General features: G+C 74.0%; 23 protein-coding genes. 4 read left to right on the top strand and 19 right to left on the bottom strand.

The window, feature by feature from the left end; genetic code table 11:
- Positions 1 to 2: 2 nt before the first annotated feature.
- Genes K2F47_RS07155 through K2F47_RS07135 form a run of 5 tightly spaced genes read right to left on the bottom strand, consistent with a single transcriptional unit; the run spans position 3 to position 4,674 of the window.
- Positions 3 to 869 carry an ABC transporter ATP-binding protein gene (locus tag K2F47_RS07155; protein WP_242901958.1) on the bottom strand — a complete coding sequence of 289 codons (867 nt, stop codon included), beginning with the start codon at positions 867 to 869 and terminating at the stop codon, positions 3 to 5.
- Positions 866 to 1,882: a FecCD family ABC transporter permease gene (locus K2F47_RS07150; RefSeq protein WP_242901957.1), complete on the bottom strand. Its 1,017-nt coding sequence runs from the start codon at positions 1,880 to 1,882 to the stop codon at positions 866 to 868. Before K2F47_RS07150 ends, K2F47_RS07155 begins: the two co-directional genes overlap by 4 nt.
- Positions 1,879 to 2,868, bottom strand: coding sequence for a FecCD family ABC transporter permease (locus K2F47_RS07145; RefSeq protein ID WP_242901956.1), 990 nt, complete (start codon positions 2,866 to 2,868; stop codon positions 1,879 to 1,881). Before K2F47_RS07145 ends, K2F47_RS07150 begins: the two co-directional genes overlap by 4 nt.
- Positions 2,858 to 3,673, bottom strand: coding sequence for a siderophore-interacting protein (locus tag K2F47_RS41280; protein ID WP_242901955.1), 816 nt, complete (start codon positions 3,671 to 3,673; stop codon positions 2,858 to 2,860). The genes K2F47_RS07145 and K2F47_RS41280 overlap by 11 nt, the downstream gene beginning before the upstream one ends.
- Complete coding sequence (locus K2F47_RS07135; RefSeq protein WP_242901954.1) at positions 3,670 to 4,674, bottom strand: ABC transporter substrate-binding protein; 1,005 nt, start codon at positions 4,672 to 4,674, stop codon at positions 3,670 to 3,672. The genes K2F47_RS41280 and K2F47_RS07135 overlap by 4 nt, the downstream gene beginning before the upstream one ends.
- Before the next feature lie 95 nt (positions 4,675 to 4,769).
- Between K2F47_RS07135 and K2F47_RS07130 the strand changes: the two genes are divergently transcribed.
- Entirely contained in the window at positions 4,770 to 5,606 is an 837-nt protein-coding gene (locus K2F47_RS07130; protein ID WP_242901953.1) for a helix-turn-helix domain-containing protein, read from the top strand.
- On the opposite strand, the gene K2F47_RS07125 is transcribed toward K2F47_RS07130, so the two are convergent.
- Positions 5,607 to 7,724, bottom strand: coding sequence for a primosomal protein N' (locus K2F47_RS07125; protein WP_242901952.1), 2,118 nt, complete (start codon positions 7,722 to 7,724; stop codon positions 5,607 to 5,609).
- 137 nt (positions 7,725 to 7,861) lie between these two features.
- Here K2F47_RS07125 and K2F47_RS07120 point away from each other — a divergent pair, with 137 nt between their 5' ends.
- Positions 7,862 to 9,547: a DUF8823 domain-containing protein gene (locus K2F47_RS07120; RefSeq protein ID WP_242901951.1), complete on the top strand. Its 1,686-nt coding sequence runs from the start codon at positions 7,862 to 7,864 to the stop codon at positions 9,545 to 9,547.
- 59 nt (positions 9,548 to 9,606) lie between these two features.
- On the opposite strand, the gene metK is transcribed toward K2F47_RS07120, so the two are convergent.
- From metK to pyrR, 13 genes are all read right to left on the bottom strand, one after another.
- On the bottom strand, positions 9,607 to 10,800 hold the full coding sequence (gene metK, locus K2F47_RS07115; RefSeq protein ID WP_242901950.1) for a methionine adenosyltransferase: 1,194 nt from the start codon (positions 10,798 to 10,800) through the stop codon (positions 9,607 to 9,609).
- Positions 10,801 to 11,004: 204 nt separating this feature from the next.
- Complete coding sequence (gene coaBC / locus K2F47_RS07110; protein WP_242901949.1) at positions 11,005 to 12,225, bottom strand: bifunctional phosphopantothenoylcysteine decarboxylase/phosphopantothenate--cysteine ligase CoaBC; 1,221 nt, start codon at positions 12,223 to 12,225, stop codon at positions 11,005 to 11,007.
- Positions 12,226 to 12,435: 210 nt separating this feature from the next.
- Entirely contained in the window at positions 12,436 to 12,690 is a 255-nt protein-coding gene (gene rpoZ / locus K2F47_RS07105; RefSeq protein ID WP_021597645.1) for a DNA-directed RNA polymerase subunit omega, read from the bottom strand.
- Positions 12,691 to 12,716: 26 nt separating this feature from the next.
- The gene (gene gmk, locus K2F47_RS07100; RefSeq protein WP_242901948.1) at positions 12,717 to 13,283 is read right to left on the bottom strand and encodes a guanylate kinase; all 567 of its coding nucleotides are present in this window, start codon (positions 13,281 to 13,283) and stop codon (positions 12,717 to 12,719) included.
- Positions 13,284 to 13,398: 115 nt separating this feature from the next.
- On the bottom strand, positions 13,399 to 13,725 hold the full coding sequence (mihF, locus tag K2F47_RS07095; protein WP_021597647.1) for an integration host factor, actinobacterial type: 327 nt from the start codon (positions 13,723 to 13,725) through the stop codon (positions 13,399 to 13,401).
- Positions 13,726 to 14,587: 862 nt separating this feature from the next.
- Complete coding sequence (gene pyrF / locus K2F47_RS07090; protein WP_242901947.1) at positions 14,588 to 15,304, bottom strand: orotidine-5'-phosphate decarboxylase; 717 nt, start codon at positions 15,302 to 15,304, stop codon at positions 14,588 to 14,590.
- A complete protein-coding gene (locus tag K2F47_RS07085) occupies positions 15,301 to 16,281 on the bottom strand; it encodes a dihydroorotate dehydrogenase (RefSeq protein ID WP_242901946.1) in 981 nt (326 codons plus the stop codon). Before K2F47_RS07085 ends, pyrF begins: the two co-directional genes overlap by 4 nt.
- Positions 16,278 to 17,165, bottom strand: a complete 888-nt coding sequence (locus K2F47_RS07080) for an iron-sulfur cluster-binding protein (protein ID WP_242901945.1) — start codon at positions 17,163 to 17,165, stop codon at positions 16,278 to 16,280. Before K2F47_RS07080 ends, K2F47_RS07085 begins: the two co-directional genes overlap by 4 nt.
- Before the next feature lie 34 nt (positions 17,166 to 17,199).
- The gene (gene carB / locus K2F47_RS07075; RefSeq protein ID WP_242901944.1) at positions 17,200 to 20,544 is read right to left on the bottom strand and encodes a carbamoyl-phosphate synthase large subunit; all 3,345 of its coding nucleotides are present in this window, start codon (positions 20,542 to 20,544) and stop codon (positions 17,200 to 17,202) included.
- Positions 20,544 to 21,662 carry a glutamine-hydrolyzing carbamoyl-phosphate synthase small subunit gene (gene carA, locus K2F47_RS07070; RefSeq protein ID WP_242901943.1) on the bottom strand — a complete coding sequence of 373 codons (1,119 nt, stop codon included), beginning with the start codon at positions 21,660 to 21,662 and terminating at the stop codon, positions 20,544 to 20,546. The genes carB and carA overlap by 1 nt, the downstream gene beginning before the upstream one ends.
- Entirely contained in the window at positions 21,659 to 22,942 is a 1,284-nt protein-coding gene (locus K2F47_RS07065; protein WP_242901942.1) for a dihydroorotase, read from the bottom strand. The genes carA and K2F47_RS07065 overlap by 4 nt, the downstream gene beginning before the upstream one ends.
- On the bottom strand, positions 22,939 to 23,880 hold the full coding sequence (locus K2F47_RS07060) for an aspartate carbamoyltransferase catalytic subunit (RefSeq protein ID WP_242901941.1): 942 nt from the start codon (positions 23,878 to 23,880) through the stop codon (positions 22,939 to 22,941). Before K2F47_RS07060 ends, K2F47_RS07065 begins: the two co-directional genes overlap by 4 nt.
- Positions 23,877 to 24,437, bottom strand: a complete 561-nt coding sequence (gene pyrR, locus K2F47_RS07055; RefSeq protein ID WP_242902597.1) for a bifunctional pyr operon transcriptional regulator/uracil phosphoribosyltransferase PyrR — start codon at positions 24,435 to 24,437, stop codon at positions 23,877 to 23,879. Before pyrR ends, K2F47_RS07060 begins: the two co-directional genes overlap by 4 nt.
- A 449-nt stretch (positions 24,438 to 24,886) precedes the next feature.
- Between pyrR and bldD the strand changes: the two genes are divergently transcribed.
- Entirely contained in the window at positions 24,887 to 25,381 is a 495-nt protein-coding gene (gene bldD / locus K2F47_RS07050; protein WP_067463081.1) for a transcriptional regulator BldD, read from the top strand.
- Positions 25,382 to 25,754: 373 nt separating this feature from the next.
- Positions 25,755 to 26,960 carry an MFS transporter gene (locus K2F47_RS07045; RefSeq protein ID WP_242901940.1) on the top strand — a complete coding sequence of 402 codons (1,206 nt, stop codon included), beginning with the start codon at positions 25,755 to 25,757 and terminating at the stop codon, positions 26,958 to 26,960.
- The last annotated feature ends 13 nt before the right edge of the window (positions 26,961 to 26,973 follow it).

The raw sequence follows: 26,973 nt of genomic DNA, 5'->3' as shown, positions 1-26,973 counted from the left end.
CCCTATTGGTCATCACCGCCGGGCGCGCCCATCTTGGCCTGGGAGCGCGCGGGCGCCCGCCCGCCCCCGTACTCGGCGGTCGGGACGACCATCGGGGTACCGGTCACCGGGTCGGGCACGATCACACAGGACAGCTCGAACACCTCCGCGACCAGCGCCGCGTCGACGATGTCGGCGGGCGCTCCGGCGGCGACGACCCGGCCGGCGCGCATGGCGACGAGGTGGTCGGCGAAGCGGCACGCCTGGTTGATGTCGTGCAGCACGGCGACGATCGTCCGCCCCTCGTCGCGGAGCCGGGCGAGCAGCGCGAGCAGCTGGTACTGGTGGGTGATGTCGAGGAACGTGGTGGGCTCGTCCAGCAGCAGGTAGGGCGTCTCCTGCGCGAGGACCATCGCCACCCAGGCGCGCTGCCGCTGCCCGCCCGACAGGTCCTCGACGCGGCGCCCGGCGAGGTCGGCGACGCCCGCCGCGTCCATCGCGGCGGCGACGGCGCGCTCGTCCTCGGCCGACCAGGTCGACAGCAGCGACTGGTGCGGGTAGCGGCCGCGGGCGACGAGCTGCCGGACGAGGATGTTCTCGGGCGCGACCGCGCCCTGCGGCAGGAACCCGACCTGCCGCGCGATGGCCTTCGGGTGGTAGCCGCGCACGTCCCGCCCGTCGAAGGTCACCTCCCCCTCGGAGGGCGCCAGGAGCCGCGCGAACGAGCGCAGCAGCGTCGACTTGCCGCACGCGTTCGCGCCGACGACGGCGGTGAACGCGCCGTCGGGGACGTCGAGGTCCAGCCGGGTCGAGACGACGCGGTCGCCGTAGCCGAGCGTGACGTCCCGCGCGCTGAGCCGCGCCTTCCCTCCGATGACATCGCCGTTCATGACGCTCGTCCGACCTCTCTGAGGAGCAGCAGGCACAGGTAGCTTCCGCCGAGCACCGTGGTCACGACCCCGACCGGGAGCTGGACGGGGGCGAGCACCGCCTGCGCCGCGAGGTCGGCGGCCAGCAGCAGGAGCGCGCCGGTCAGCGCGGCGGGCAGCGGCGGGGTCCCGGCCGCACCGGTGATCCGGCGGCCGATCTGCGGGGCGACGAGCGCGACGAACACGATCGGCCCGGCGGCGGACGTGACGCTCGCCGTGCAGCCCACCCCCGCCAGCACGGCCAGGAACCGGAACCGGCCGAGTCCGAGCCCGGACGCGGCGGCGGCCTCGTCGCCGAGCGCGGCCTGCCGCTCGCCCTGCGACAGCGCCGCCGTCAGCAGCGCCAGCACGCCGATGACGAGGAACGCCGGACGCAGCGCCGCCCACTCGGCGCCGTTGAGCGTGCCCGCCTGCCACCCGGTCGCGGCGATCGCCACGTCCAGGTCGGCGCGCAGCACGATCCAGGAGTTCGCGGCGGTCAGCATGGCGTGCACGGCGACGCCGACGACCACGAGCCGCAGCCCGCTCAGCCCCGACCGCAGCGACAGCAGGTAGACGGCCGCCGCCGTGCACAGGCCGCCCGCGAGCGCGCCCGCCGCGAGCCCCGGGGCGGTGCCGCCGAACACGGTGATCGCGATGAGCACGCCGGTGTAGGCGCCCGCGTCGAGGCCGATGACGTCCGGGCTGCCGAGGGGGTTGCGGGTCAGGTTCTGGAACAGCGAGCCCGCCAGGCCGAGCGCGGCGCCGAAGACGATCGCGGCGGCGACGCGCGGCAGCCGCCACTCCCGGACGACGAGCGCCGATCCGCCGCGTCCGAACAGGCCCTGGACGACCTCGCCCGGCGGGTCCCACGCGTCGCCCCGGCACAGCGCGGCCAGCGCGAGGACCGCGATCGCCGCCGCGAGCCCGAGCGAGACCACCGCCGCGCGGCGCTCCACCAGCGCCGACACCGGACCCATCCGCACGACGATCACAGGGCCACCGCCCCGTGCCGCCGGACGACCCAGATCAGCGCCGGGCCACCGAGGAAGGCGGTCACGATCGCGACCGGCACCTCGCCGGTCGGCAGCAGCAGCCGCGCGCCGATGTCGGCGGCGACGAGCAGCACCGAGCCGAGCACGGCCGTGTAGGCCACGAGCCAGGGCAGCGACCCCGCCGCGAACCGCCGGGCCAGGTGCGGGACGATCAGCCCGACGAACATGATCGGCCCGACCACGGCGGTCGCGGCGCCGGTCAGCAGCGTGACGAGGACGAGCACGGCGACCCCCGTCCGCCGGACCCGGGCCCCGAGCGCGTGCGCGACGCCGTCCCCCAGCATCAGGCCGCCGAGCGGGCGGGTCACCAGCGCCGTCCCGGCGAGCGCGACGAGGATCGTGCCGATTGGGAGGGCCAGCGGCGTCCGCTCGCGTCCGGCCAGCGACCCGACCGACCAGTAGCGGTACTCGTCGAGCGCGTCGGGGTACACCAGCCGCAACCCGAGGGTCAGCCCCGCCAGCACGGCGGTCAGCGCGACCCCGGCGAGCAGGAGCCGCAGCGGGAGCGAGCGCCCGACGGCGTACACGACGGTCGCGGCGAGCGCCGATCCCGCGACCGCGAGCCCCATCTGCGCGGGCTGCGACCCGCTCAGCCCGGCCACGGTCCCGAGCGTGATCGCGAACGCGGCGCCCGCGGTGACGCCGAGCACGCCCGGCTCGGCGAGCGGGTTGCGGGTGAGCGTCTGGATCAGCGTCCCGGCGGTGGCGAGCGCGGCGCCCGCGCACAGGGCCAGCACCGTCCGCGGCACCCGGACGTCGCGGACGACCGACCGGGCGCCGGACGCGTCGTGCCCGGTCAGTGCCGCCCACACGGCCCCCGGCGGGAAGGTCCGCGCCCCCACGCACAGGCTGGCGCCCACGAGCACGGCCAGCAGGACGACGGCGACCGCCAGCACCGCGAACCGCCGTCCCCGGTCAGTCGTCAAGATCGACTACTCCGCGCTTCCAGTAGCCGGTGAACAGCGCGTCCATCCGCCCGCGGCTCCAGGCCCGCAGCGGTTTGATCGCGTCGGCCTCGCCCGCCGCGAACAGGAACGTCCGCCCGTCCGGGAGGGGCAGGTCGCGGACCGCGTCGGCGAGCGCGGAACCCCCGTCCCCGCGCGCCAGCCACGTGACGCCGACCCCGTACCGCCGGGCGAGCGGGTAGGCGTGGTCGGCTGCGGCCCCGGTCTCGACGACCGCGCGCGCCGAGACGCCCGCCGGGGCCTCCTCCAGCCAGCGCGCGAACGCGGGCAGCGCGGTCGCGTCCACCGCGAACAGGTAATGGTCGTAGGTCTGGGCGAACGCCTTGGCACCGGGCGGCCCGGCGATCGTGACCCGCTCCCCCACCGGGACGTCCTCCGCCCAGGCGGAGGCGAGCCCGCCGGGGTGCAGCACGAAGTCCAGGTCCAGCTCCCGCGCCCGCGCGTCGTAGCGCCGCACCGTGTACTTGCGGGTGGGCGGCAGCGGGCGGGGCCAGTGGAGCTCCTGGTTCTCACCGGGGACGGGAGCGCGCAGCACGCCGTCCGCGTCCGGGAAGACGATCTTCACGTGGTCGTCGGCCTGGTAGGTGTGGAAGCCGTCGAGCCCGGGTCCGCCGAGCGTGAGGCGCAGCATGTTCGGCGTGAGCCGCTCGCGGCGCGCGACCGTCGCCTCCCTGACCCCGATCGGGTAGCCGACGCGCGCGACGCCCGTCCCGGCGCGGTGGTGCTCGGCGACCCGCCCGCGCGGGTCGCTGCGGTCGGCCCTCACGGCTTCGACAGCGGCGCGAGCGCCTGGTCGAGGGCGTCGAGGGTCTTGGTCGCGGACGGGTAGGTCGCCGCCTGCGTGTAGCGGAGCCCGATGGCCCGGCCCTTCTTCACCGCGGGCAGGTCCTTCCACATCCGCGAGTCGAGCACGTACTTGACGGACTGCCCGACCGTCCCGTCCGGCTCCAGCGTGTAGGTGATCACGTCGGCCGCGCCGAGGCTCGTGGACACCTCCTCGATCGAGGGGTACTCCGAGACGCCCGCGCCGCCGCCCTTCTTCTCCCTGACCTCGCCGTAGTACCTGACGCCGACGTCCCCGGCGATGTTGGTGCCCCAGGACCCGGCGTACTCGCGCATGAACGTCCCGGCCGCGACCTTGCCGTACCCGCCGACGTGGCCGAACTTCAGCTTCGCCAGCGTGCCCCGGTACTTGGCCGCGACCTCCCCGGCCCGCTTCTCGTAGGCCGCCTTCGCCTTGGTGTAGCCGCCGAGGCTGCCCGCCGCGTCGGCCTGGCGCCGCGACAGGTCCCGCCAGTCCGACGGCGAGGACGGCCCGAGCACGACGACGGGCGCGATCGACTCCAGCCGCTTCATGTTCAGGTCGCCGAGGACGGGCTTCGGCACGCCGATGACGATGAGGTCGGGCTTGGCCTTGGCGACGGCCTCGTAGTTGGTCTCGGCCGCCATCTCGCCCGCGACCTTGGTGAGCCTGTCGTAGGACGCGCGGTCCGCCGGGCTCATCATGGGGATGCCGCGCTTCCAGCTGGAGATGCCCACCAGCGGCGCGCCCAGTTCGATGAGCACCGGCACCGCGTAGCCGGTCGCGACGACCCTCTTGGGCTTGGCCGGAATCTCGACCTTGCCGTTCTCGGCGTCGAAGACCCGCGTCGCGGACGAGCCGGACGCGCCGGACGCCTCGTCCGACCCTCCGGACCCGCACGCGGACGCCAGGACGAGCGCGGCCGCGGCGGCCGCCGCGAGTCTCCAGGGCTGGGCAACAGGCATGGTCGTCTTTCCTCGTCTTGCGTGGTGAGAGCACTGAACAGGGCTACTAAGGTAAGCCTTACTTAACCAACGCGATATCGCTGGGAGGACACCCTGTGTCGCTGACGCGCCATGGCACCGCCGACCCGCTTCATCGCGGGGGGACGACCCCCCGCACCCCCCGGAACGACCCTGAGAGCTGCGAAGAGTTCGGCTACGGACTCGGCGACCCCGGCGGCATCCTCGTCCTGCGGTACCGCTCGGCGGACGCGCTGGCGTTCGGCGAGGGCCGCCAGGACTTCCTGCACCAGCTCTACTGGTCCCCCGACGGGCCGCTCGCCACGACGCACGGCCCGGCCGTCCGGTTCGTCGGCGCCGGCGAGGCGTTCTGGGCGCGGCGCGCCACGAGCCACGAGGTGCGCGCCGGGGACCGGCAGACCGTCTACCGGATCTGCCTGCGCGAGGTGCCGCCCGCGCTCGGCGACCTGCGCTCGGGGCCCGTCCCGATCGACGCCGAGGCGACCCGGCTCGTCGTGTCGATCGCCCGCCGGGGCTGCGCCGAGGCGACCGCGCTGGAGGCCCGGCGCCGCATCATGGCCGGGATCGGCTCGCCCGTGGTCGGGACCGACACCGCCCCCGGGAAGGGGACCGGGTTCGCGCTCGCCGTCGCCCGCGCCCTCTCCCACGACCCCGCCGACCCCACCGGCCTCGACGAGTGGGCGCGGCGGCTCCGCGTCAGCGTCAAGACCCTGCAACGCGACTTCGTCCGCGAGTTCGGCATGCCCTACACCCGGTGGCGGACGGCGCTCCGCCTGCGCGCCGCGCGGGCCCTCCTCGACTCGCGCCCGGTGAGCACGGTCGCCCACCAGGTCGGCTACGCCAGCGCGTCCGCGTTCATCGCCGCGTTCGCCAAGGAGTACGGGTACACGCCCGGCCGCCGCCCGGCCCGCTAGCTAGATCAGTTCGAGCGGGTCGACCTGGACGCGGACGGTCTCGGTCGCCTTGCGGGCACTGCGCACCCCCTGGGCCTCCTTCAGCGCGCGCGCCAGCGCCTGCCCGGCCGCCCTCGGCACGCGGACCAGCGCGCGCTCCTTCTCCGGGCCGTCCGCCGCCCCCGCCTGCGGGACGGGCACCGGCCCGAGCACCTCCGCGCCGTCGGGGAGCCGCGCGTCGGCCAGCAGCTCCCGGATCGCCGCGGGGGACGCGGTCAGCGACGCCATCCGCGCGGCGGGCGGAAAGCCCACCTCGCGCCGCTCGGCCAGCTCCCGTTCCGCGTACGTCACCGGATCCCACCGGACGAGCGCCTGCACCGGCGGGAGCGACCCCTCGGCCGCCACGATCACCGGCGACCCCGAACGGACGAGCGACGCCGCGTTCATCCAGCGGCGCAGCGTCTCCTCACCGGCGCGCAGGTCGGGACGGCCCAGCAGCACCCAGCCGTCCAGCAGCAGGCCCGCCCGGTACCCGCCCTCGGCGGACGGCTCGGCACCCGGCGTGGACACCACCAGCGCCCGCTCGGGCCCCACCCGGTCGAGGACCGCCTCCCGCCCCGACGTCCGCACCGGTACGCCGGGGAACGCCCTGCCCAGCTCCTCGGCCGTGCGCTTCGCGCCGACCACCACGGCGCGCACCTGGAAGAACCCGCACTCCGGGCAGTGCCAGTCGCCCGCGATCCGCCCGCACCACCGGCAGTAGGGGGCGGCATGGGACGACGACAGCGACAGCGGCCCCTGGCACGCCGCGCACCGCGCCGGGCTCCGGCACCGCCCGCAGGCGATGCCCGGCACGTAGCCGCGCCTGGGCACCTGCACCAGGACCGGCCCCTCCGCGAGCGCGCTCCGCGCCACCTCGAACGCCACGTTCGGCAGCCGCGCGGTGCGGGCGGCGGCGTCCCGGGCGAGCTGCGCGTCCTCCCCCACGTACCGGACGCGGGGCATGGCCTCCCGGATGCGCGCACGGTCGGCGGCCAGCGCGTGCGCCCACCCGCTCTCGACCAGCTGCGTCGCGTCCGTGGTGCGGGTGAAGCCGCCGATCAGCGCGCCCGCGCCCGCCCGGTGGGCGCGCAGCGCGAGCACCTCGCGCGGATGCGGATACGGGGCGTGCGGCTCGGCGTGGACGTCGTCGCCGTCGTCCCACAGGACGACCAGCCCCAGATCGGCGACCGGCGCGAACATCGCCGCGCGGGTGCCGACCACCGCGCGCGCCCGCCCCCGCAGCACCGACAGCCACCTGCGGTACCGCTCGGCCGGGCCCAGCTCCGCCGTCAGCGCGACGTGCCGCCCCTCCCCCAGCTCGGCCGCCAGGGCGGCGTCCACGCGGGCGACGTCGCGCCCGTCGGCGACCACGACCAGCGCGCCGCGCCCGGACGCCAGCGCCGCCGCCACCGCCCGCGCGATGGCGGGGGCCCATCCGTCGCCGGGCAGCGCCGTCCAGACCGCCCGGGGGGCCCGCCCGGCCTCCAGCGCCCCCAGGAACGACGCGCCCGCCGGGTACTCCGCCCACACGCCGATCCCGGCGGGCTCTGCCTTCTCGTCCTCCTCGGCCTCGGCGTCGTCCTCGTCCTCGGGGACCGGCTCGGCCTCCACGCGGGCGTGCCGGGGCGGGACGGCCAGCCGGACCACGTCGGCGAACGTCCCCGCGTAGCGGACGGCCACCTCCCGGGCCAGCGCCGCGATCTCCGGGGTCAGCACGGGCTCGGGCGAGGTGACCCGCTCCAGGTAGGCCAGGCGGCCCTCGTGGTCGCTCTCGGCGACGCGCTCCAGCAGGAAGCCGTCCACGAGCTGCCCGGCGAAGCGCACCCGCACCCGGCACCCGGGGACGGCCTTCCCGGCGAGCTCCACCGGCACCAGGTAGTCGAACGGGCGGTCGAGGTGCGGCAGCGACATGTCGACCGCCACCCGCGCCACCGGAAGATCGTCGGCGGGACGCCGCGCGCCCTTCCTGGCGCCCTTGCGGCCGCCCGCGCCCGCCTTCCCGCCCGCTCCCGAGGCCCGTTTCACCTCGGCCGCCGGGGCCCGGGGAAGGTCGTCCAGGCCCGGAATCAGGTCCGCGCCGCCGCCGTCCTTGGTCACGTCCCCGTCCTACCAGATCAACCCGACAGTCACCGCCGCACGCTAGGGTGAGTGGTCCCTTCGAACGGGGCGGGTGTCGCCGGAGATCGCCCGGCGCCCGCCGGCCCCCTCGCCGTCCGACGAGCTCCGTAGGCGATGTGACAGCAGCGCATACCCCAGAACGGACGGACGCGCCGCCCCGGCAGGGGCCGCCGCGCTCCTCCCCGAGGACCACCGCACGCACCGTGCTCGCCGACTGGCGCCGGTGGGCCAGCCCGCGCCATCCCGTCGTGGCGGCCACCGTCGTCTCCGCCGTGATGCACCTGCTGTGGGCCCTGTACATCGCGACCGAGGGCGGCGACCTCGCCGCGCAGGCCGCCTGGACCGACTTCGCCTGGAAGCACCCCGACACCGCCTACAGCTTCGCCTGGTACGGCGGGATGCACCCCGCGTCCTACAGCGTCCTGTCGCCCTACCTGATGGCCGTGTTCGGCATCCGGACCGTCGCGGTGGTGACCGGCACGCTGTCGGCCACGCTGACCGCCTACCTGCTGCGGCGCTTCCGGGCGCCGGTCGCGCTGCCCGCGAGCCTGTGGGCGGCGTTCGCGCTCGTGTGCAACTCCGCGTCGGGGCGGGTCACCTTCGGGCTCGGCCTGCTGTTCGCGCTCGCCGCGACGATCGTCGCGTTCACCGAGTACGGCACCCCGTCGCTGCGCGCGGCGGGCATGGTCGGGCTCGGCCTGCTGGCCACGCTGTCCAGCCCCGTCGCCGGGCTGTTCCTCATGGTGCTGGCCGCCGCGCTGATCCTCACCGGACGGCGGCGCGCCGGGTTCTGCATGGCCGCCGGGCCGCCGCTGGTCGTCGGCACGACCAGCCTCCTGTTCCCCTTCAGCGGCGTCCAGCCGATCTCGCTCCCCGCGATCGTGCTGCCCGCGATCGCCAGCGTCGTCGCGCTGCTGCTCTGCGCGCCCCGCGAATGGAGGATCGTCCGGGTCGGCGCGGGCGTCTACCTCGCCGGGATCACGCTGACCTGGCTGATCCCCTCGCCGGTCGGCAGCAACGTCGAGCGGCTCTCGCTGCTGTTCGGCGGCATGTTCCTGCTGCCCGCGGTCGCCCGCGCGCACGGCCGGACGCGGATCGCGGTGCTGTCGCTGGCCTTCATCGTCACCGCGTCCTGGCAGGTCGTGAAGCCCGTCGACGACGTGATCCACACCGAGCCCGCGAGTGCCTCCGCGCGGCACGCCCGCGGCCTCATCGACGAGATGAAGGCGCTCGGCGCCGACGACACCCGCATCGAGGTCGTGCCGCTGCGCTCGCACTGGGAGGCGGCCGGGCTGAGCCGCGACTTCATCCTCGCCCGCGGCTGGAACCGGCAGGTCGACGCCGAGCGCCACGCGCTGTTCTACGAGAAGGGCGCGCTCACCGCGACGTCCTACCGCGACTGGCTGCACAAGTGGGCGGTGCACTACGTCGTCCTGCCCACCCAGGAGACCGACTGGTCCGCGCAGGACGAGACCGACCTCGTCGAGGCGGGCCAGCCGTACCTGACGGAGGTGTGGAGCGACGAGCACTGGCGGCTGTTCCGCGTCTCGCGCCCGACGCCGCTGGTGGACGCCCCGGCCACAGTGAAGCGCGTCAACTCCGGCCAGCTGGTCGTCGACGTGCCCGCCGCCGGGTCGACGCTGGTGCGCGTCTCCTGGTCGCCCTGGCTCAGCGTCACCGGCGGGGGCGGCGGGTGCCTGGCCCGCGCGGGCGAGTTCGTCCGGATGGACGTCAAGGCCCCCGGCCGCTACACGATCGCCGCCCGGTACGGCCTGCACCGCGGCAACCACTGCGAGAGCTGACCGGCGCACGATGAAGGGCCCCGGGGTCGTCCCCCGGGGCCCTTTCTCGCGTTCGCTGGTTACAGCCCGGCGGCGCTGGCCAGGTCCTTGGCGCGGTCGGTCGACTCCCAGGAGAAGTCGGGCTCCGGCCGGCCGAAGTGGCCGTAGGCGGCGGTCTGCTGGTAGATCGGGCGGAGCAGGTCCAGGTCGCGGACGATCGCGGCCGGACGCAGGTCGAACACCTCGGGCACGGCGGCCTGGATGCGCGCGGCCGGCACCTTCTCCGTGCCGAAGGTCTCCACGAACACCCCGACCGGGTGCGCCTTGCCGATCGCGTAGGCGACCTGCACCTCGGCGCGGTCGGCGAGGCCCGCGGCGACGATGTTCTTGGCGACCCACCGCATCGCGTACGCGGCGGACCGGTCGACCTTGGACGGGTCCTTGCCGGAGAACGCGCCGCCGCCGTGCCGGGCCATGCCGCCGTAGGTGTCGACGATGATCTTGCGGCCGGTCAGGCCCGCGTCGCCCATCGGCCCGCCGATCTCGAACCGGCCGGTGGGGTTGACCAGCAGCCGGTAGCCGGAGGTGTCGAGGTCGAACGCGGCGAGCACCGGGTCGACGACGTGCTCCTTGACGTCGGGGGTGAGCAGTTCCTTCAGGTCGATGTCGGGGGCGTGCTGCGAGGACACCACGACCGTGTCGAGGCGGACGGCGCGGTCGCCGTCGTACTCGATCGTGACCTGGGTCTTGCCGTCCGGACGCAGGTAGGGGACGTCGCCGCTCTTACGGACGTGCGAGAGCCGCTGCGCGAGCCGGTGCGCGATCGTGATCGGCAGCGGCATCAGCTCGGGGGTCTCGCCGGTGGCGTAGCCGAACATCAGGCCCTGGTCGCCCGCGCCCTGCCGGTCGAGGTCGTCGACGCCCTCGCCCTCGCGGGTCTCGTAGGCGTCGTCCACGCCCTGCGCGATGTCGGGCGACTGCGCGCCGATCGACACCGACACGCCGCAGGAGTGCCCGTCGAAGCCCTTCTTGGAGGAGTCGTAGCCGATCTCAAGGATCTTCTCCCGGATCACGCCGGGAAGGTCGACATAGGTCTCGGTGGTGACCTCACCGGCCACATGCACCTGACCGGTCGTGATCATCGTCTCGACGGCGACCCGGCTGCGCGGGTCGTCCTTGAGCATCGAGTCGAGGATCGCGTCGCTGATCTGGTCCGCGATCTTGTCCGGGTGGCCTTCGGTGACGGACTCGGAGGTGAACAGGCGGCGAGACACGTACGTGAGCTCCTTGCAGCGGCTGCTGACTGACGTCGCAGGACGGATTGTTTGTCGTGTCCGGTGGCGGGACGCCGCCCCTCCACCGGTTCCCCTTGGATGATGAGGGCGAGTCTAGCGGGATCGGGTGGAGGCACCCTCAAGCCGAGGCGCAGGCCCGCTCGGCTCCTCACCACACCCGCACCACGCCCCCCGCCGCGCCCCTCACGTCGCGGCCGGGGGCTTCAGGCGGGCGGCGACGAGGTCCCAGACCACGTCGGCGAGGGCCTCCTTGGCGCCGCGCGGGACCTCGGTCTGCGAGCCGTCGGCGCCGAGCACGACCGCCGCGTTGTCGGGGCGCCCGAACGCGAGGTCCTCGCCGACCTGGTTGACGACGAGCAGGTCACTGCCCTTGCGGGCGAGTTTCGCGCGGCCGTTGGCGAGCACGTCGTCGGTCTCGGCGGCGAACCCGACGATCACCTGCTCGGGGCGCCGCGCCTGGCCTAGTTCGGCCAGGATGTCGGCGTTCTTACGCAACGTGATCGGTTCGGGGCCCGCACCCTCGGTCTTCTTGATCTTCGAACCCCGGTATTCGGCGGGCCGGAAGTCGGCGACGGCGGCCGCCATGACGACGGCGTCGGCGTCCCGCGCCGCGGCGAGGACGGCCTCGCGCAGCTGCGCGGCCGAGCCGACCGGGACGACCCGGGCGCCCGCCGGGTCGGGCAGCGCGACGTTCGCCGCGACCAGCGTCACGCGGGCGCCGCGGGCGACGGCCGTGCGCGCCAGCGCGTACCCCTGGAGCCCGGACGAGCGGTTGCCGATGAAGCGGACCGGGTCGATCGGCTCACGGGTGCCGCCCGCCGACACCACGACGTGCCGCCCGGTGAGGTCGGCGTCCCCGGCCCCCCGCGCGAGGACGCGCCGGGCGACCTCGAACAGCTCGCCCGGGTCGGGCAGCCGGCCGGGGCCGGTGTCCTTCCCGGTGAGGCGCCCGGACGCGGGCTCGACGACGATCGCGCCGCGCGAGCGCAGCGTCTCGACGTTCGCGCGGGTCGCGGGGTGCTCCCACATCTCCGTGTGCATCGCGGGCGCGAACACGACCGGGCAGTGCGCGGTGAGCAGCGTGTTGGTGAGCAGGTCGTCGGCGAGGCCGTGCGCGGCCCTGGCGAGCAGGTCGGCGGTGGCCGGCGCCACGAACACGAGGTCGGCGTCCTGCCCGAGCCGCACGTGCGGCACGGCGGCGACGTCGTCCCACACCTGCGCGGACACGGGATGCCCCGACAACGCGGCCCAGGTGGGTTCGCCGACGAACCGCAGCGCGTCGGCGGTCGGGACGACGCGGACGTCGTGCCCCGACTCGGTGAGCCGCCGGAGCAGCTCGCACACCTTGTACGCGGCGATGCCGGCGCCCACGCCCAACACGACACGCGGCTTACGGGAGGTCACCCCGCCTCCCTTCACGATTCCTCGGCCATCACGTCTTGATCGTGACATCGACCCCTCGGCGCCGCGATCGCGTGCGAAGCCAGGTACGAGCGAAGCGAGGACCTGATCGCGCAGCGAGCCGCCAGGCGAGTTCGGAGCGATGCGGCGATCGCCGCGTCGCCCGTTGAAGGAGGGCCGCCAAGGCCCGACGCCAAGGGCGACGAAATGGACTCAGCCCTCGATGGGCTCGGCGTTCAGGAGTCCCTCACGGGTCTCGCGCAGGGCGATGGAGAGGGGCTTCTCCTGCACCTGCGTCTCGACGAGCGGGCCGACGTACTCCAGGAGGCCCTCGCCCAGCTGGGCGTAGTAGGCGTTGATCTGGCGCGCGCGCTTGGCCGCGATGCTCACGAGGCCGTACTTGGTGTCGACGACCTCCAGGAGCTCGTCGATCGAGGGGTTGGTGATGCCCTCATTGCTGGCTGCCACTCGGTGGCCTTCCCTAGGTTCGGCGTCTAGCGATCAGCCATCAAGGCTAGCAGCTCGGAGCACACGTCCTGGACGGAGGTGTTGACGAGCGTGACGTCGAACTCCTGCTCGGCGGCCAGCTCCACGCGGGCGGCGTCGAGCCGGCGCTCGATCACCTCGGGGGGCTCGGTGCCCCGGCCGGTGAGCCGGCGGACGAGCTCCTCCCAGGACGGGGGGGCGAGGAACACCAGCCGCGACTCCGGCATCGCCTGGCGGACCTGCCGGGCGCCCTGGAGGTCGATCTCCAGGAGCACCGGCTCGCCGCGCGCCAGCCGTTCCTCGACGGGGCCGCGGGGGGTGCCGTAGCGGTTGCCCGCGAACTCCGCCCATTCGAGCAGCTCCCCTTCGGCGACGAGCCGGTCGAAGCCGGCGTCGTCGACGAAGAAGTACTGCACGCCATGGGTCTCACCCGGCCGGGGGGACCGGGTGGTCACCGAGACCGACAGCCACACCCGGGGGTGTGAGCGCCGGATCTCGGCGACGACCGTGCTCTTGCCGACGCCTGACGGCCCGGAGAGGACCGTCAGCCGTCGGAGGAGCGGGCCATGCTGCATGGAGCCGTCCGGCGCAGGAATGGGTGCGCCGGAGCCGGACGGGATGGAGCCGGCCGCGGGGGAGCCCGAGCCGGCCGCGGCGGTCACGCCGCCGCGCCCGACCGTGAGTCGCGTGTCAGCGGTTCGCACTTCCGCCGAACTCACGCTCCAGGGAGGCGCGCTGGTTGGCGCCGAGGCCCCGCACGCGGCGGGACTCGGCGATGCCCAGGCGCTCCATGATCTGCTTCGCACGGACCTTGCCCACGCCGGGAAGTGATTCCAGGAGGGCCGAGACCTTCATCTTTCCGATGACGTCATCGGACTGTCCCTCCTTGAGAACCTCCGCGAGAGAGGTTCCCCCGTGCTTGAGCTTGTTCTTAACCTCGGCCCGCTCCTTGCGCGCCTTGGCAGCCTTCTCCAGGGCTGCGGCGCGCTGTTCGGGGGTTAGGGGCGGAAGAGCCACGCCGGGTCACCTCAGGTTTCCACTCGATGGAGTCGGACGGGTTGGGAAACTAGCGAGTTCACGCCCCATAAGGCAACGTGAAGTGCCGTTTAGCCCGCCACAAATTCACGAAAATCACTCCCCGGAGTGTCCTGAATACCGAGTGTACACAACTTCGCCGGTGCGGGGCCCATCCCCGTGCCTTGCTGGGACTTTCGCATGATCGTGAAAATCCCCCCTTTCTGGCCCCATTTGCGGCACCGAGTACCAGAATGCCATGGCGGTCGGCGGGCGGGCGGGGCGCCTGGACCATGATCCCGGCATCCGCGGCCCCGGTTCCACCGGTCCAGAGCCTGGCGCGCGTGTGACGTCCCCCACACCGGGCGGAGAGGCTAGTGACGCTCGTCACGCCGGGCCGTTCCGCACGTCGGGGCGGCGGCGGGCCTGCCATCCTCGTGACACGTCGCCCGCCAAGATCGTTACAGACCCTGGAGTCGCCGCCTCACCCCGCTCCCCGCTCCTCTCCCGGACGCGCCCGGCCGCCGCTCGCGCGTTCGCTCCCGCGCGCCCTTGTGAGCCCCCGAAGCCACGCGGAAACGATTCCATCGGAACCGGGGTGACAACTCCGAGTAACGGCGCCCGCAAACCCCGTGCCCGGGTGAACGACTTCCACCGTTCGGCGCGTACCGGATTGGGGAAGACCCCGGCGCCTGATTGGCATTGCGGAGAAACGACTAAGAACGATCCAGCACGCCCTAGTGCGCGCCGTAGTACGCCCGGCCCTAAACGTTGCCCGGAAAGCAAAACTCGCCATCCGGACACGCGAAGATCTTTCATGTCCGGCGGGGGCGACAGGGCCCGAGCGAGGGCGCGGAGAGGGCGGCTAGGAGGCTCCGGCGGACGTGCGGCGGAGCGCGGCGGCGATGCCCGCGGCGGCGGCGCCCGGGTCGGGCGCTCCGGTGATGGGACGGCCGATGACCAGCAGGTCCGCGCCCGCGGCGAGGGCCTGCTCGGGGGTCGCGACGCGCGCCTGGTCCTGGACGTCGGCGCCCGCCGGCCGGACGCCGGGCGTGATCAGCGTGACCCCCGCGCCGACCTCGGCGCGGACGGCGGCGGCCTCCTGCGGGGAGCACACGAGCGCCTGCGCGCCCGCCCCTACGGCGAGGGCGGCCAGCCGGCGGACGGCGTCGGGCGCGGGCCCCTCCAGCCCGATCGCGGCCAGGTCGCCCTCCCCCAGCGACGTCAGCACGGTCACCGCCGCGATCGCCGTGTCCGGGGCCGCCTCGACGGCTTCGCGGATCATGGCGGGCCCCCCGGCGGCGTGCACGGTGAGGTACGACGGCCGGAGCCGCGCGACCGCGCGGGCGGCGCCGCGGACGGTCGCCGGGATGTCGTGCAGCTTGAGGTCGAGGAAGACCTGGACGCCGCTCGCGCCCCGGACGCTGGCGACGACGTCCGGCCCGTACCGCAGGTAGAGCTCCAGGCCGACCTTGACGGTGGTGACGTGCGGCGTGACCAGCGTGGCCCAGCGCGCGGCCGTCTCCAGGTCGGGGGCGTCCAGCGCGACGGCGATCGGGGCGGGGGCGATGGGCGGGGTCACAGCGGCTCCTTCTCGGGCTCCTCGGGGCGCACCTGGGGCGGGACGTACCCGGCGGGCTTGTGCGCGAGGCCCACGGCGTCGGCGAGCCGCCCGATGCGGCGGGCCGCGAGCGCCTCGTCCAGCTCGCGCAGGACGCGGGGCCCCGCGGCGGGGTCGTGGAACAGGGCGGTGCCGACGGCGACCGCGCTGGCCCCGGCCAGGATGAACTCCAGCGCGTCCAGGCCGGACGCGACGCCGCCGACGCCGATGATCGGCGTCCGGGGCAGCGCGGCGTGCACCTGGTAGACGCAGCGGACGGCGACGGGCCGGATCGCGGGCCCCGACAGCCCGCCGGACACGCCGGTGAGCGCGGGCCGCAGCGTGCCGGTGTCGATCGCCATGCCCTCCATCGTGTTGATCAGCGTCAGCCCGTCGGCGCCCGCGTCGACGCAGGCGAGCGCGATCGTGACGATGTCGGTGACGTCCGGCGCGAGCTTGGCGAACACCGGCACGCCCGGCCGCGCGTAGGCGCGGACGGCGCGCACGACCGACGCGGCGGCCGTCGGGTGCCAGCCGAACATGCGGCCCCGGTCCTCGACGTTCGGGCAGGCGACGTTGACCTCGATCGCGGCGACGCCGGGGACGTGCCGGAGCCGGCGCGCGACGTCGCCGTACTCCTCGACGCTGCTGCCCGCGACGGACACGACCGTGCGGACCTCCTGCTCGATCAGCCAGGGCAGGTCGCGCTCCAGGAACGTCTCGACGCCGGGGCTCGGCAGGCCCGTGGCGGTGAGCAGGCCGCTCGGGGTCTCGGCGACGCGCGGCGTGGGGCGCCCGGCGCGCGCCTGCGGCATCACCGACGTGGTGACGAACGCGCCGAGGCGGGTCAGGTCGAAGAACTGGGCCAGCTCGCGGCCCGTCCCGCCGCACCCGGAGGCCGTCAGGACGGGATTGGGGAGCTCCAGCGGCCCGAGGGTGGTCAGGAGCCGGTCGCTCACTGGGAGCCCCCCTCGGAGACGCTGAGGACGCGCGGGGCGCCCAGCGCGTCGAACGGGATCGTGCCGAGGTCGCCCCAGCGGACGCGGTCGCCGCGCAGCACGGGCCCGTCGGCGCAGGCGCGCACCATGCGGGTCACGCCGTCGTCGCCGTGGAGGGGCAGCATGCACGTCATGCACACGCCGATGCCGCACGCGCCCGTCTTCTGGAGGAACTCCTCGACCGACACCTGCGAGGGCAGCCCGAAGTCGCCCGCGACCTGCGTGACGGCGCGCAGCAGGCCGGTGGGCCCGCAGCCGTAGACGACGTCGGCGCCGGTCTCCTGGAGGACGCGGGGCAGCACGTCGCGGACGGTGCCCTTCTCCCCCATCGAGCCGTCCTCGGTGGTGATGGTCGCCGAGTCGCCGATGCGCTGCGCCATCCGCGACCCGAACACCGCCTTGGCGGACGGCCCGCCGAGCACGAAGTGGACCTTGCAGCCGCGCCGCAGCAGCGTGTCGGCGAGCGCGAACACCGCCGCGCCGCCCGGCCCGCCCGCGGCGAGCAGGCAGCTGACCGGGTCGCGCGGGAGCCGGAACGGGCGGCCGAGCGGGCCGAGGAGGTCGAGCTGGTCGCGGGAGCGGCGGCCGGCGAGCCAGCCGGTGCCGGGCTCGGTGTCGGCGAAGACCAGCTCGACGGTGCCGCCGTAGTCGGACTTCACCTCGTGCACCCCGAAGCAGCGGCGGACGAGCCGGGCGGAGTACTCGCCGCCGACGGCGACCGCCACGAACTGGCCGGGCCGGAACCGCTCGGCGATCGCCGGGGCCACCAGCGTGACCGCGTGGTAGTCCTGCACCTGGCGGACCGTCAGGACCGTCGCCGACGTCTGCACCGGTGTGTCGGACACACCTCTCCCTCCTCGTCCCTCCTCGGCCGTGCCGTCACCGCGTCCCGGTGCGCCCGTGGGCGCCGCTGAGGCGCTCGGCGTGCTCCTGGAGGGAGCGGACGCCGACCTGGCCCCCGGCGACGGCCTCGATGCCCTGGACGGCCGCCGCGAGCCCCTGGACGGTCGTCACGCAGGGTACGCCCCGCAGCACCGCCGCGGTGCGGATCTCGTAGCCGTCGAGCCGCGGCCCCGACTGCCCGGGGCCGCCGAAGGGCGTGTTGACGATGAGGTCGACCTCGCCGTCCAGGATGCGCCGGACGATGGTGGGCTCGCCGCCCGGGCCCGGTCCCTCGCCGTGCTTGCGCACGATCTTGGCACGCACGCCGTTGCGGCGCAGGACCTCCGCGGTCCCCTCCGTGGCAAGAATCTCAAAGCCCAGGTCAGCGAGCCGCTTCACGGGGAAGACCATGTGCCGTTTGTCGCGGTTGGCGACCGACACGAACGCGCGTCCCTTGGTGGGCAGCGAGCCGTAGGCGGCCTGCTGGGACTTGGCGTAGGCGGTGCCGAACACCTCGTCGATGCCCATGACCTCGCCGGTGGAGCGCATCTCCGGGCCGAGGACGGTGTCGACGCCCTGCCCCTGCGCGTTGCGGAACCGGTCGAAGGGCAGCACGGCCTCCTTCACCGCGATCGGCGCGTCCAGCGGCAGCGAGCCGCCGTCGCCCGCCTCGGGCAGCAGGCCCTCGGCACGGAGCTCGGCGATGGTGGCGCCCATCATCACGCGGGCGGCGGCCTTGGCGAGCGGCACGGCCGTCGCCTTGGAGACGAACGGGACCGTCCGGGAGGCGCGCGGGTTGGCCTCCAGCACGTACAGGACGCCCGCCGACAGCGCGTACTGGACGTTCATCAGCCCCAGCACCCCGACGCCCTTGGCGAGCTCCTCCGTGGACGCGCGGATGCGGCGGATGTCGTCGTGCCCGAGCGTGATGGGCGGGAGCGCGCACGCGGAGTCGCCGGAGTGGATGCCGGCCTCCTCGATGTGCTCCATGACGCCGCCCAGGTACAGCTCGTGGCCGTCGTAGAGGGCGTCCACGTCGATCTCGATCGCCTCGTCCAGGAAGCGGTCGACCAGGACGGGGTGCTCCGGGCTCGCCTCGGTGGCGCGGGCCATGTACGACTCCAGCGTGACGTCGTCGTACACGATCTCCATGCCGCGCCCGCCCAGCACGTACGAGGGGCGCACGAGGACGGGGTAGCCGATCTCGGCGGCGATCTCGCGGGCCTCGGCGTAGGACGAGGCGGTGCCGTGCTTGGGCGCGAGCAGCCCGGCCCGGTGCAGGACGCGCCCGAACGCGCCGCGCTCCTCGGCGAGGTGGATGCTCTCCGGGGAGGTGCCCACGATCGGCACGCCCGCGTCCTTGAGCTTCTGCGCGAGGCCCAGCGGCGTCTGCCCGCCGAGCTGCACGATGACGCCCGCGACCTCGCCCGAGCACTGCTCGGCGTACACGACCTCCAGGACGTCCTCCAGCGTGAGCGGCTCGAAGTAGAGCCGGTCAGAGGTGTCGTAGTCGGTCGAGACGGTCTCGGGGTTGCAGTTGACCATGACGGTCTCGTAGCCCGCCTCGGCGAGCGTGAACGAGGCGTGGACGCAGGAGTAGTCGAACTCCACGCCCTGCCCGATCCGGTTGGGCCCGCTGCCGAGGATGATCACCTTCGGCTTGGCGCCCGGCGGGACCTCGGTCTCCTCGTCGTAGGCCGAGTACAGGTACGGCGTCTGCGCGGCGAACTCGGCGGCGCAGGTGTCGACGGTCAGGTACACCGGGCGGACGCCGAGCGCGTGCCGCAGCTCCCGCACGACCTCCTCCGACAGGTTCCGCAGCTCGCCGATCTGCGCGTCGGAGAACCCGTGCCGCTTGGCGCGCAGCAGCTTCTCCCGGGTGAGCGCGTCGTCGGCGGTGCGGATCTCCGCGGCGGTCTCGTTGATCGCGGCGATCTGGTCGAGGAACCAGGGGTCGATGCCGGTCGCCTCGAACAGGTCCTGGACGCTCGCCCCGGCCCACAGCGCGCGCTGGACGTCGCGCAGCCGCCCGTCGTGCGGCCGGCTCGCGGACTCCACCAGCGCGGCGGCGTCGAGCCCGTCCGGGCCCTCCGCCCAGCTGAACGAGGAGCCCTTCTGCTCCAGCGACCGCAGCGCCTTCTGGAGCGCCTCGGTGAAGCAGCGCCCGATCGCCATGGCCTCGCCCACGGACTTCATGTGCGTGGTGAGCGTGCCGTCCGCGCCGGGGAACTTCTCGAACGCGAACCGGGGCACCTTGACCACGACGTAGTCGAGCGTGGGCTCGAACGAGGCGGGGGTCTCGCGGGTGATGTCGTTCGGGATCTCGTCCAGCGTGTAGCCGATCGCGAGCTTGGCCGCGATCTTGGCGATCGGGAACCCGGTGGCCTTGGACGCCAGCGCCGACGACCGCGACACGCGCGGGTTCATCTCAATGACGATCATCCGGCCGGTGCCGGGATTCACGGCGAACTGGATGTTGCAGCCGCCGGTGTCGACGCCGACCTCGCGGATCACCGCGATCGCGACGTCGCGCATGTTCTGGTACTCGCGGTCGGTCAGCGTCAACGCGGGCGCGACCGTGATCGAGTCGCCGGTGTGCACGCCCATCGGGTCGAGGTTCTCGATCGAGCAGACGATCACCACGTTGTCGTGCCGGTCGCGCATGACCTCCAGCTCGTACTCCTTCCAGCCGAGGATCGACTCCTCCAGGAGGACCTCGCTGGTCGGGGACGCGTCGAGCCCGGCCCCGGCGATGCGGCGCAGCCCCTCCTCGTCGTGGGCGAACCCGGACCCGGCGCCGCCCATCGTGAACGACGGGCGCACCACGACCGGGTAGCCCAGCTCGGCGGCGGCGGCCAGGCACTCGTCCATCGTGTGGCAGATCAGCGACCGGGCGGACTCGGCGTTCAGGCCGCGCTCGCGCGCGACCTTCGCGACGACCTCCTTGAACCGCTCGCGGTTCTCCCCGGCCTGGATCGCGTCCACGTCGGCGCCGATCAGCTCGACCCCGTACCGCTCCAGCACGCCGCTCTCGTACAGCGCGATCGCGGTGTTCAGGGCCGTCTGGCCGCCGAGCGTGGGCAGCAGCGCGTCCGGCCGCTCCTTCGCGATGATCTTCTCGACGACCTCGGGCGTGATCGGCTCGACGTAGGTGGCGTCGGCGAACTCCGGGTCGGTCATGATCGTGGCGGGGTTGCTGTTGACCAGCGTGACCCGCAGGCCCTCGGCCTTCAGCACCCGGCACGCCTGCGTGCCGGAGTAGTCGAACTCGCACGCCTGGCCGATGACGATCGGCCCGGAGCCGATCACCAGGACGGACGACAGGTCTTCGCGGCGCGGCATTACCTCGACCCCTCCATGATCTCGCAGAACCGGTCGAAGAGACCGGAGGCGTCGTGCGGGCCCGCCGCGGCCTCCGGGTGGTACTGGACGCTGAACGCGGGGCGCTCCAGGAGCCGCAGCCCCTCCACGCACCCGTCGTTGAGGTTCACGTGGCTGACCTCGCCGCGCCCGTAGGGGGTGTCGAACGGGCCGTCGGTCGGCGCGTCCACGGCGAACCCGTGGTTGTGCGCTGACACGTCGACCCGGCCGGTAGTCCTGTCCTGGACGGGCTGGTTGATGCCCCGGTGCCCGAACCGCAGCTTGTAGGTGCCGAGGCCGAGCGCGCGCCCGAAGATCTGGTTGCCGAAGCAGATGCCGAAGAACGGCCTGCCCGCGTCCAGGACGCCGCGCAGCGCGTCCACGGCGTAGCCGGCGGCGGCCGGGTCGCCGGGGCCGTTGGAGAAGAACACCCCGTCGGGGTCGAGCGCGAGGATCTCCTCGGCGGTGCTGGAGGCCGGGAGGACGTGCACCTCGCAGCCCCGCTCGGCCATCCGGTGCGGGGTCATCGCCTTGATGCCGAGGTCCACGGCCGCGACCGTGAAGCGCTTCCCGCCCCGGGGCGGGACGACGTAGGGCGCCGAGGTCGAGACGTCGCGGGCGAGGTCGGCGCCGACCATCGGCGGCGCCTGCCGGACGCGCTCCACCAGGGCGTCCTCGCCCGGGGCGAGCGCCTCGCCGCCGCTGAAGATCGCGGCGCGCATGGCGCCCCGGTCGCGCAGGTGCCGGGTCAGCGCGCGGGTGCCGGGGACCGCGATCCCCACCACGCCCTGCTCGCGCAGCGCCGACCCGAGCGAGCCGGTGGCCCGCCAGTTCGAGGCCACGCGCGCGGGCTCGCGCACCACGTACCCGGCGACCTGGATGCGGCCGGACTCCGGGTCCTCGGCGTTCACGCCGGTGTTGCCGATGTGGGGGGCGGTCATCGCGACGATCTGCCGCGCGTAGGACGGGTCGGTGAGGGTCTCCTGGTAACCGGTCATGCCGGTGTTGAAGACCATCTCGCCGAAGGTCTCGCCCTCGGCCCCGTAGGCCGTCCCCCGGAACACCCTGCCGTCTTCCAGAACCAGCAGAGCAGGGGTCATTGGAGCTTCCCTTCCAGGACGGTCGGCGTGCCGCGCAGGAACGTCGCGACGACCCGCCCGGGCAGCGCCAGCCCCGCGAACGGGGTGTTGCGGCTCTTGGAGGTCATCTCCGACGCGTCCACGGCGCGGCGCGGCGACGGGTCGTACAACGTGATGTTGGCGGGCGATCCCGCCTCCAGCGGACGACCCTGTCCGGAGAGGCGGCCGATGCGGGCGGGGCTCGCCGACATCCGCTCGGCGACCCCGGCCCAGTCGAGCAGCCCGGTCTCGACCATGGCCTCCTGGACGACGGGCAGCGCCGTCTCCAGGCCGATCATGCCCATCGCCGCCACGGCCCACTCGGTCTCCTTCGCCTCGACCGGGTGCGGGGCGTGGTCGGTGGCGACGCAGTCGATCGTGCCGTCGGCGAGCGCCGCGCGCAGCGCCGCGACGTCGTCGGCGGTGCGCAGCGGCGGGTTGACCTTGAAGATCGGGTCGTAGGTGCCGGCGCGGGTGTCGTCCAGCAGCAGGTGGTGCGGGGTGACCTCGGCGGTCACCGGGCAGCCCTTGCTCTTGGCCCAGCGGATGATCTCCACCGAGCCGGCCGTGGAGACGTGGCAGACGTGCAGCCGCGACCCGACGTGCTGGGCGAGCAGCACGTCCCGGGCGATGATCGCCTCCTCGGCCACGGCGGGCCAGCCGCGCAGCCCGAGCGCCGCCGACATCTCGCCCTCGTTCATCTGCGCGCCCTCGGTGAGCCGGGGCTCCTGCGCGTGCTGGGCGACGACGCCGCCGAACGCCTTCACGTACTCCAGCGCCCGCCGCATGATCACCGCGTCGGACACGCAGTGCCCGTCGTCGGAGAACACCCGGACCCGCGCCGCCGAGTCGGCCATCGCGCCGAGCTCGGCGAGCTGCTCGCCCGCGATGCCGCGGGTGACGGCCCCGACCGGCTGGACGTCGCAGTACCCGGCCTCGCGGCCGAGCCGCCAGACCTGCTCGACCACGCCCGCCGTGTCGGCGACCGGGTCGGTGTTGGCCATCGCGTGGACGGAGGTGAACCCGCCCATCGCGGCGGCCTTCGTGCCGGACTCGACGGTCTCGGCGTCCTCGCGTCCCGGCTCGCGCAGGTGGGTGTGCAGGTCCACGAGCCCGGGCAGCGCGACCAGGCCGTCGGCGTCGACGACCGCGGCGCCGCCGGCGTCGAGCCCGGAGCCGATCTCGGCGATCTGGCCGTCCCGGACGAGGATGTCGGCGGGCGCGCCGCCCAGGATGCGGGCGCCCCTGATCAGGTGGTTCATTCGGCGACCTCCGTGCCGATGGCGGGCTCGGAGCCCCCGAGCAGCAGGTAGAGCACGGCCATGCGGGCGCTGACGCCGTTGGCGACCTGCTCGACGATCGTGGACCGGACGGAGTCGGCGACCTCGGCGGCGATCTCCACGCCGCGGTTCATCGGCCCCGGATGCATGACGATGGCGTGGTCGGGGAGCGCGGCCATGCGCTCGCCGTCCAGCCCGTACCGCCGGCTGTACTCGCGGACGGTCGGGAAGTAGGCGGCGTTCATCCGCTCCTGCTGGACGCGCAGCATCATGATCACGTCGCTCTTGGGGAGCACCGCGTCCAGGTCGTAGGACACCTGGCACGGCCAGGTGTTGATCGCGACCGGCAGCAGCGTGGGCGGCGCGACCACGGTCACGTCGGCGCCGAGCGTCCCGAGCAGCAGCACGTTGGAGCGTGCCACCCGACTGTGCAGGACGTCGCCGACGATCGTGACCCGGCGGCCCTCCAGGTCGCCGAGCCGCTTGCGCATCGTGAACGCGTCCAGCAGGGCCTGCGTCGGGTGCTCGTGGGTGCCGTCCCCGGCGTTGACCACGCTGCCCTGCACCCAGCCCGCGAGCCGGTGCGGAGCACCGGAGGCGCCGTGCCGGACGACGACGCCGTCGGCGCCCATCGCCTCCAGCGTCAGCGCGGTGTCCTTCAGGCTCTCGCCCTTGGACACGCTCGACCCCTTCGCGGAGAAGTTGATCACATCGGCGGACAGCCGCTTGGCGGCCGCCTCGAAGGAGATCCGGGTGCGGGTGGAGTCCTCGAAGAACAGGTTGACGACCGTCCGGCCGCGCAGCGTCGGCAGCTTCTTGATCGAGCGGCCCGCGACCTTCTCCAGCTCCGCGGCCGTGTCGAGGACGAGCAGCGCGTCATCGCGCGTCAGGTCGGCCGCCGAGATCAGATGGCGCTTCACCGGTCACCCCCCGCCGGACCGAGCAGCACCGCGTCGCGTCCGTCGTTCTCGCCCAGCAGGACCCGCACGGTCTCCCGCATCGACGTGGGCAGGTTCTTGCCGACGTAGTCCGCGCGGATCGGCAGTTGTCGGTGCCCGCGGTCGACCAGCACCGCGAGCTGGACGGCGCGGGGCCGCCCGAGGTCGTTCAGCGCGTCCAGCGCGGCGCGCACCGTCCGGCCCGAGAACAGCACGTCGTCGACGAGGACGACCACGCGGTCGTCGACGCCGTCCTGGGGCACCTCTGTGCGGCCCAGAGCGCGCGCGGGACGCATCCGGAGATCGTCCCGGTACATCGTCACGTCCAGGGACCCCCAGGGCACCGGACGGCCCTCCACGTCCCCGAGGAGGGCGGCCAGCCGTTCGGCCAGCGTCACCCCGCGGGTCTGGATGCCGAGGAGCAGGACGTCGTGCCCGCCCTTGGTGCGTTCGAGGATCTCGTGCGCGATCCGGGTCAGCGCGCGCCGGATGTCCGGTCCCTCCAGAACGGCCTTGGGCCGGGGGTCACCGTCCGCCACGCGCGCCGCCGCCGACTCTTCCGGCCGGGAGGCAGCATTCACCACCGAAACCTCCTTTCCCGCCTCACAGGACGGGTCTTAAAGGACGCCTTGTCCCCCACACCGTAGCAGTCGGCTACCGCGGACCCGCACCGGACCGGTCCACGTCTTGCCTGGTGAGAGGGGTCACACTCGAACAGGCTCGGAACGGTCCGGCGGGCCGGCGCGGCGCCCGCGACGCCGACGCGGCCGGGCTTCCGGGCGATCGGGGGGACCCCCAGCGAGACCTACTGATTCGACCGCTTTTTTCCAATCAGCTTGACCTGAGGCCGTCCCCGTTTTACCGTCACTGTCCGTAACCATCCCCGGAGGTGGATTCCTGGAGCGATCAGCGCTCGGGGTTCCCCGCCTCCGCCCCAGGCGACCCGCCGGGGGCATACGACGACGAAAGTGAGCCTGGGGGGCCGACAATGCCGTCTGAATACGCTAAGGCTCTCGGCGCGCGCCTGCGCGCCATCCGCACACAGCAGGGCCTGTCCCTGCACGGTGTGGAGGAGAAGTCCCGCGGCCGCTGGAAGGCCGTCGTCGTGGGTTCGTACGAGCGGGGCGACCGCGCCGTCACCGTTCAGAAGCTGGCCGAGCTCGCCGATTTCTACGGCGTGCCGGTTTCCGAGTTGCTGCCCGGCGGAGCCGCGCCGAGCCCGCTCGGGCCTACACCCAAGCTCGTGATCGACCTCGAGCGGTTGCAGCAGCTTCCGAAAGACAAGGCCGGTCCTCTCGCCCGTTACGCCGCGACGATCCAGAGCCAGCGGGGCGACTACAACGGAAAGGTTTTGTCCATCCGCCAGGAAGACCTGCGTTCACTCGCGGTCATCTACGACAAGTCCCCGAACGAGCTCACCGAGGAGCTCATCACCTGGGGCGTCCTCGACCCGGAGGCGCGGCGCGCCGTCGAGTCGTTCTAACCCCTAGCACCATCTAACCCCTGGCAGCACCGAGACGGGGGCCCGGCCGACACCGGGCCCCCGTTTCGCGTCCCGGCCCGGAATCCCGTTGAGGCGGGCGGCGCCGTCCGCCTACATTCGGGCCGACGCCAGACGGCGCCGCACGGACGCCGCGCCAGACGGACGCGGCACGGACGCCGCACCGACGCGAAGGAGCACGCATGGCTCGCGCAAGGGCAAGGACCGACGCCCCGCCACGGGAGCCCGCCGCCCCCTGAGCCACCCTTCGCTCCGCCGCGCCGGTCTCCGGCGCGCGGGGGCGCGACTCCCGGAGCGCGGGCGGTCATCGGCATGACCGCCTCGATCTCCCAGGAGCTCTGTTTTGCGTGCCCCCATGTCCGCGCGTCCCGGCGCGGAGTTCGCCAAGCTCTGGACGGCCTCGGCCGTCTCCAACGTCGGCGACGGCGTCACCGTCGTCGCCGGGCCGCTGCTCGCCGCGTCCCTGACCCGCGACCCGGCGCAGGTCGCCCTCGTCGCGTTCGCGCAGGCCCTCCCCTGGCCCCTGTTCTCGCTGGTCAGCGGCGCGGTCGTCGACCGGGTCGACCGGCGGCGGCTGATCTGCGCGGTCGACCTGCTGCGCGGCGCCGTGCTCGCCGGGCTGGCCCTGCTGGTCGCGGCCGGCGCGGCGACCGTCCCGCTGCTGTGCGCGGTGTTCTTCCTGGTCGGGCTCGGTGAGACGGTCGCCGACACCGCCGCCGTCGCCCGGCTCCCCGCGATCGTCCCGCCCGAGCGGCTCGCCGCCGCCAACGCGCGGCTGATGGCCACGTTCACGGTCGGGAACCAGCTCGCCGCCAAGCCGCTCGGCGCCTGGCTGTTCGCGGCTGGCGCGGCGTTCCCGTTCGGCTTCGACGCCGTCACGTTCGTGGTGGCGGCCCTGCTGGTCGCGTCCATGCGGCGGGTGCCCGCAGAGACCCGAGGCCGCCCGCCCGGCGACCGGCGCTCGCTGCGCGCCGACATCGCCGAGGGCGTCCGCTGGCTGTGGTCGCACCGGCTGCTGCGCACGCTCGCGCTGTCGATGGGCGTGGCGAACATCGCGTTCTGCTCCGCGTTCTCGGTGTTCGTCCTGTACGCCGCCGACCGCCTCGGGCTGTCGGAGGTCGGGTACGGGCTCCTGCTCACCACGTTCGGGTTCGGCGGCCTCGCCGGGACCGTCCTCGCCGACCGGCTCCAGCGCCGGTTCGGCGCCACGGCCCTGCTACGCGCAGGGCTGGCGCTGGAGGCCGCGACGCACCTGGTGCTCGCTTCGACACGGCACGCCTGGGTCGCCGCCGCGATCCTCGTGGCGTTCGGCGTCCACACGATGGTGTGGGGGGTGATCGCCACGACCGTCCGGCAGCGGGCTACGCCGGACCGGCTGCTCGGCCGGGTTGGCGGCGTCTACGCGCTGGCCGACTCCAGCGGCGCGGCGCTCGGCCTGCTGACCGGCGGCGTCCTGGCCCGCGCGGGCGGCGTCACCGCGCCCTACTGGATCGCAGGCGCGCTCACGGCCCTGGTCACCGCGGCGGCCTGGCGCCCGCTGAAGGAGGCGTCCCGCCTCTAGGGCACCGCGAGGT

Source organism: Actinomadura terrae, assembly GCF_022751215.1.
Lineage (GTDB): Bacteria > Actinomycetota > Actinomycetes > Streptosporangiales > Streptosporangiaceae > Spirillospora > Spirillospora terrae.
This window is presented reverse-complemented; position numbering and strand designations above follow the sequence as displayed.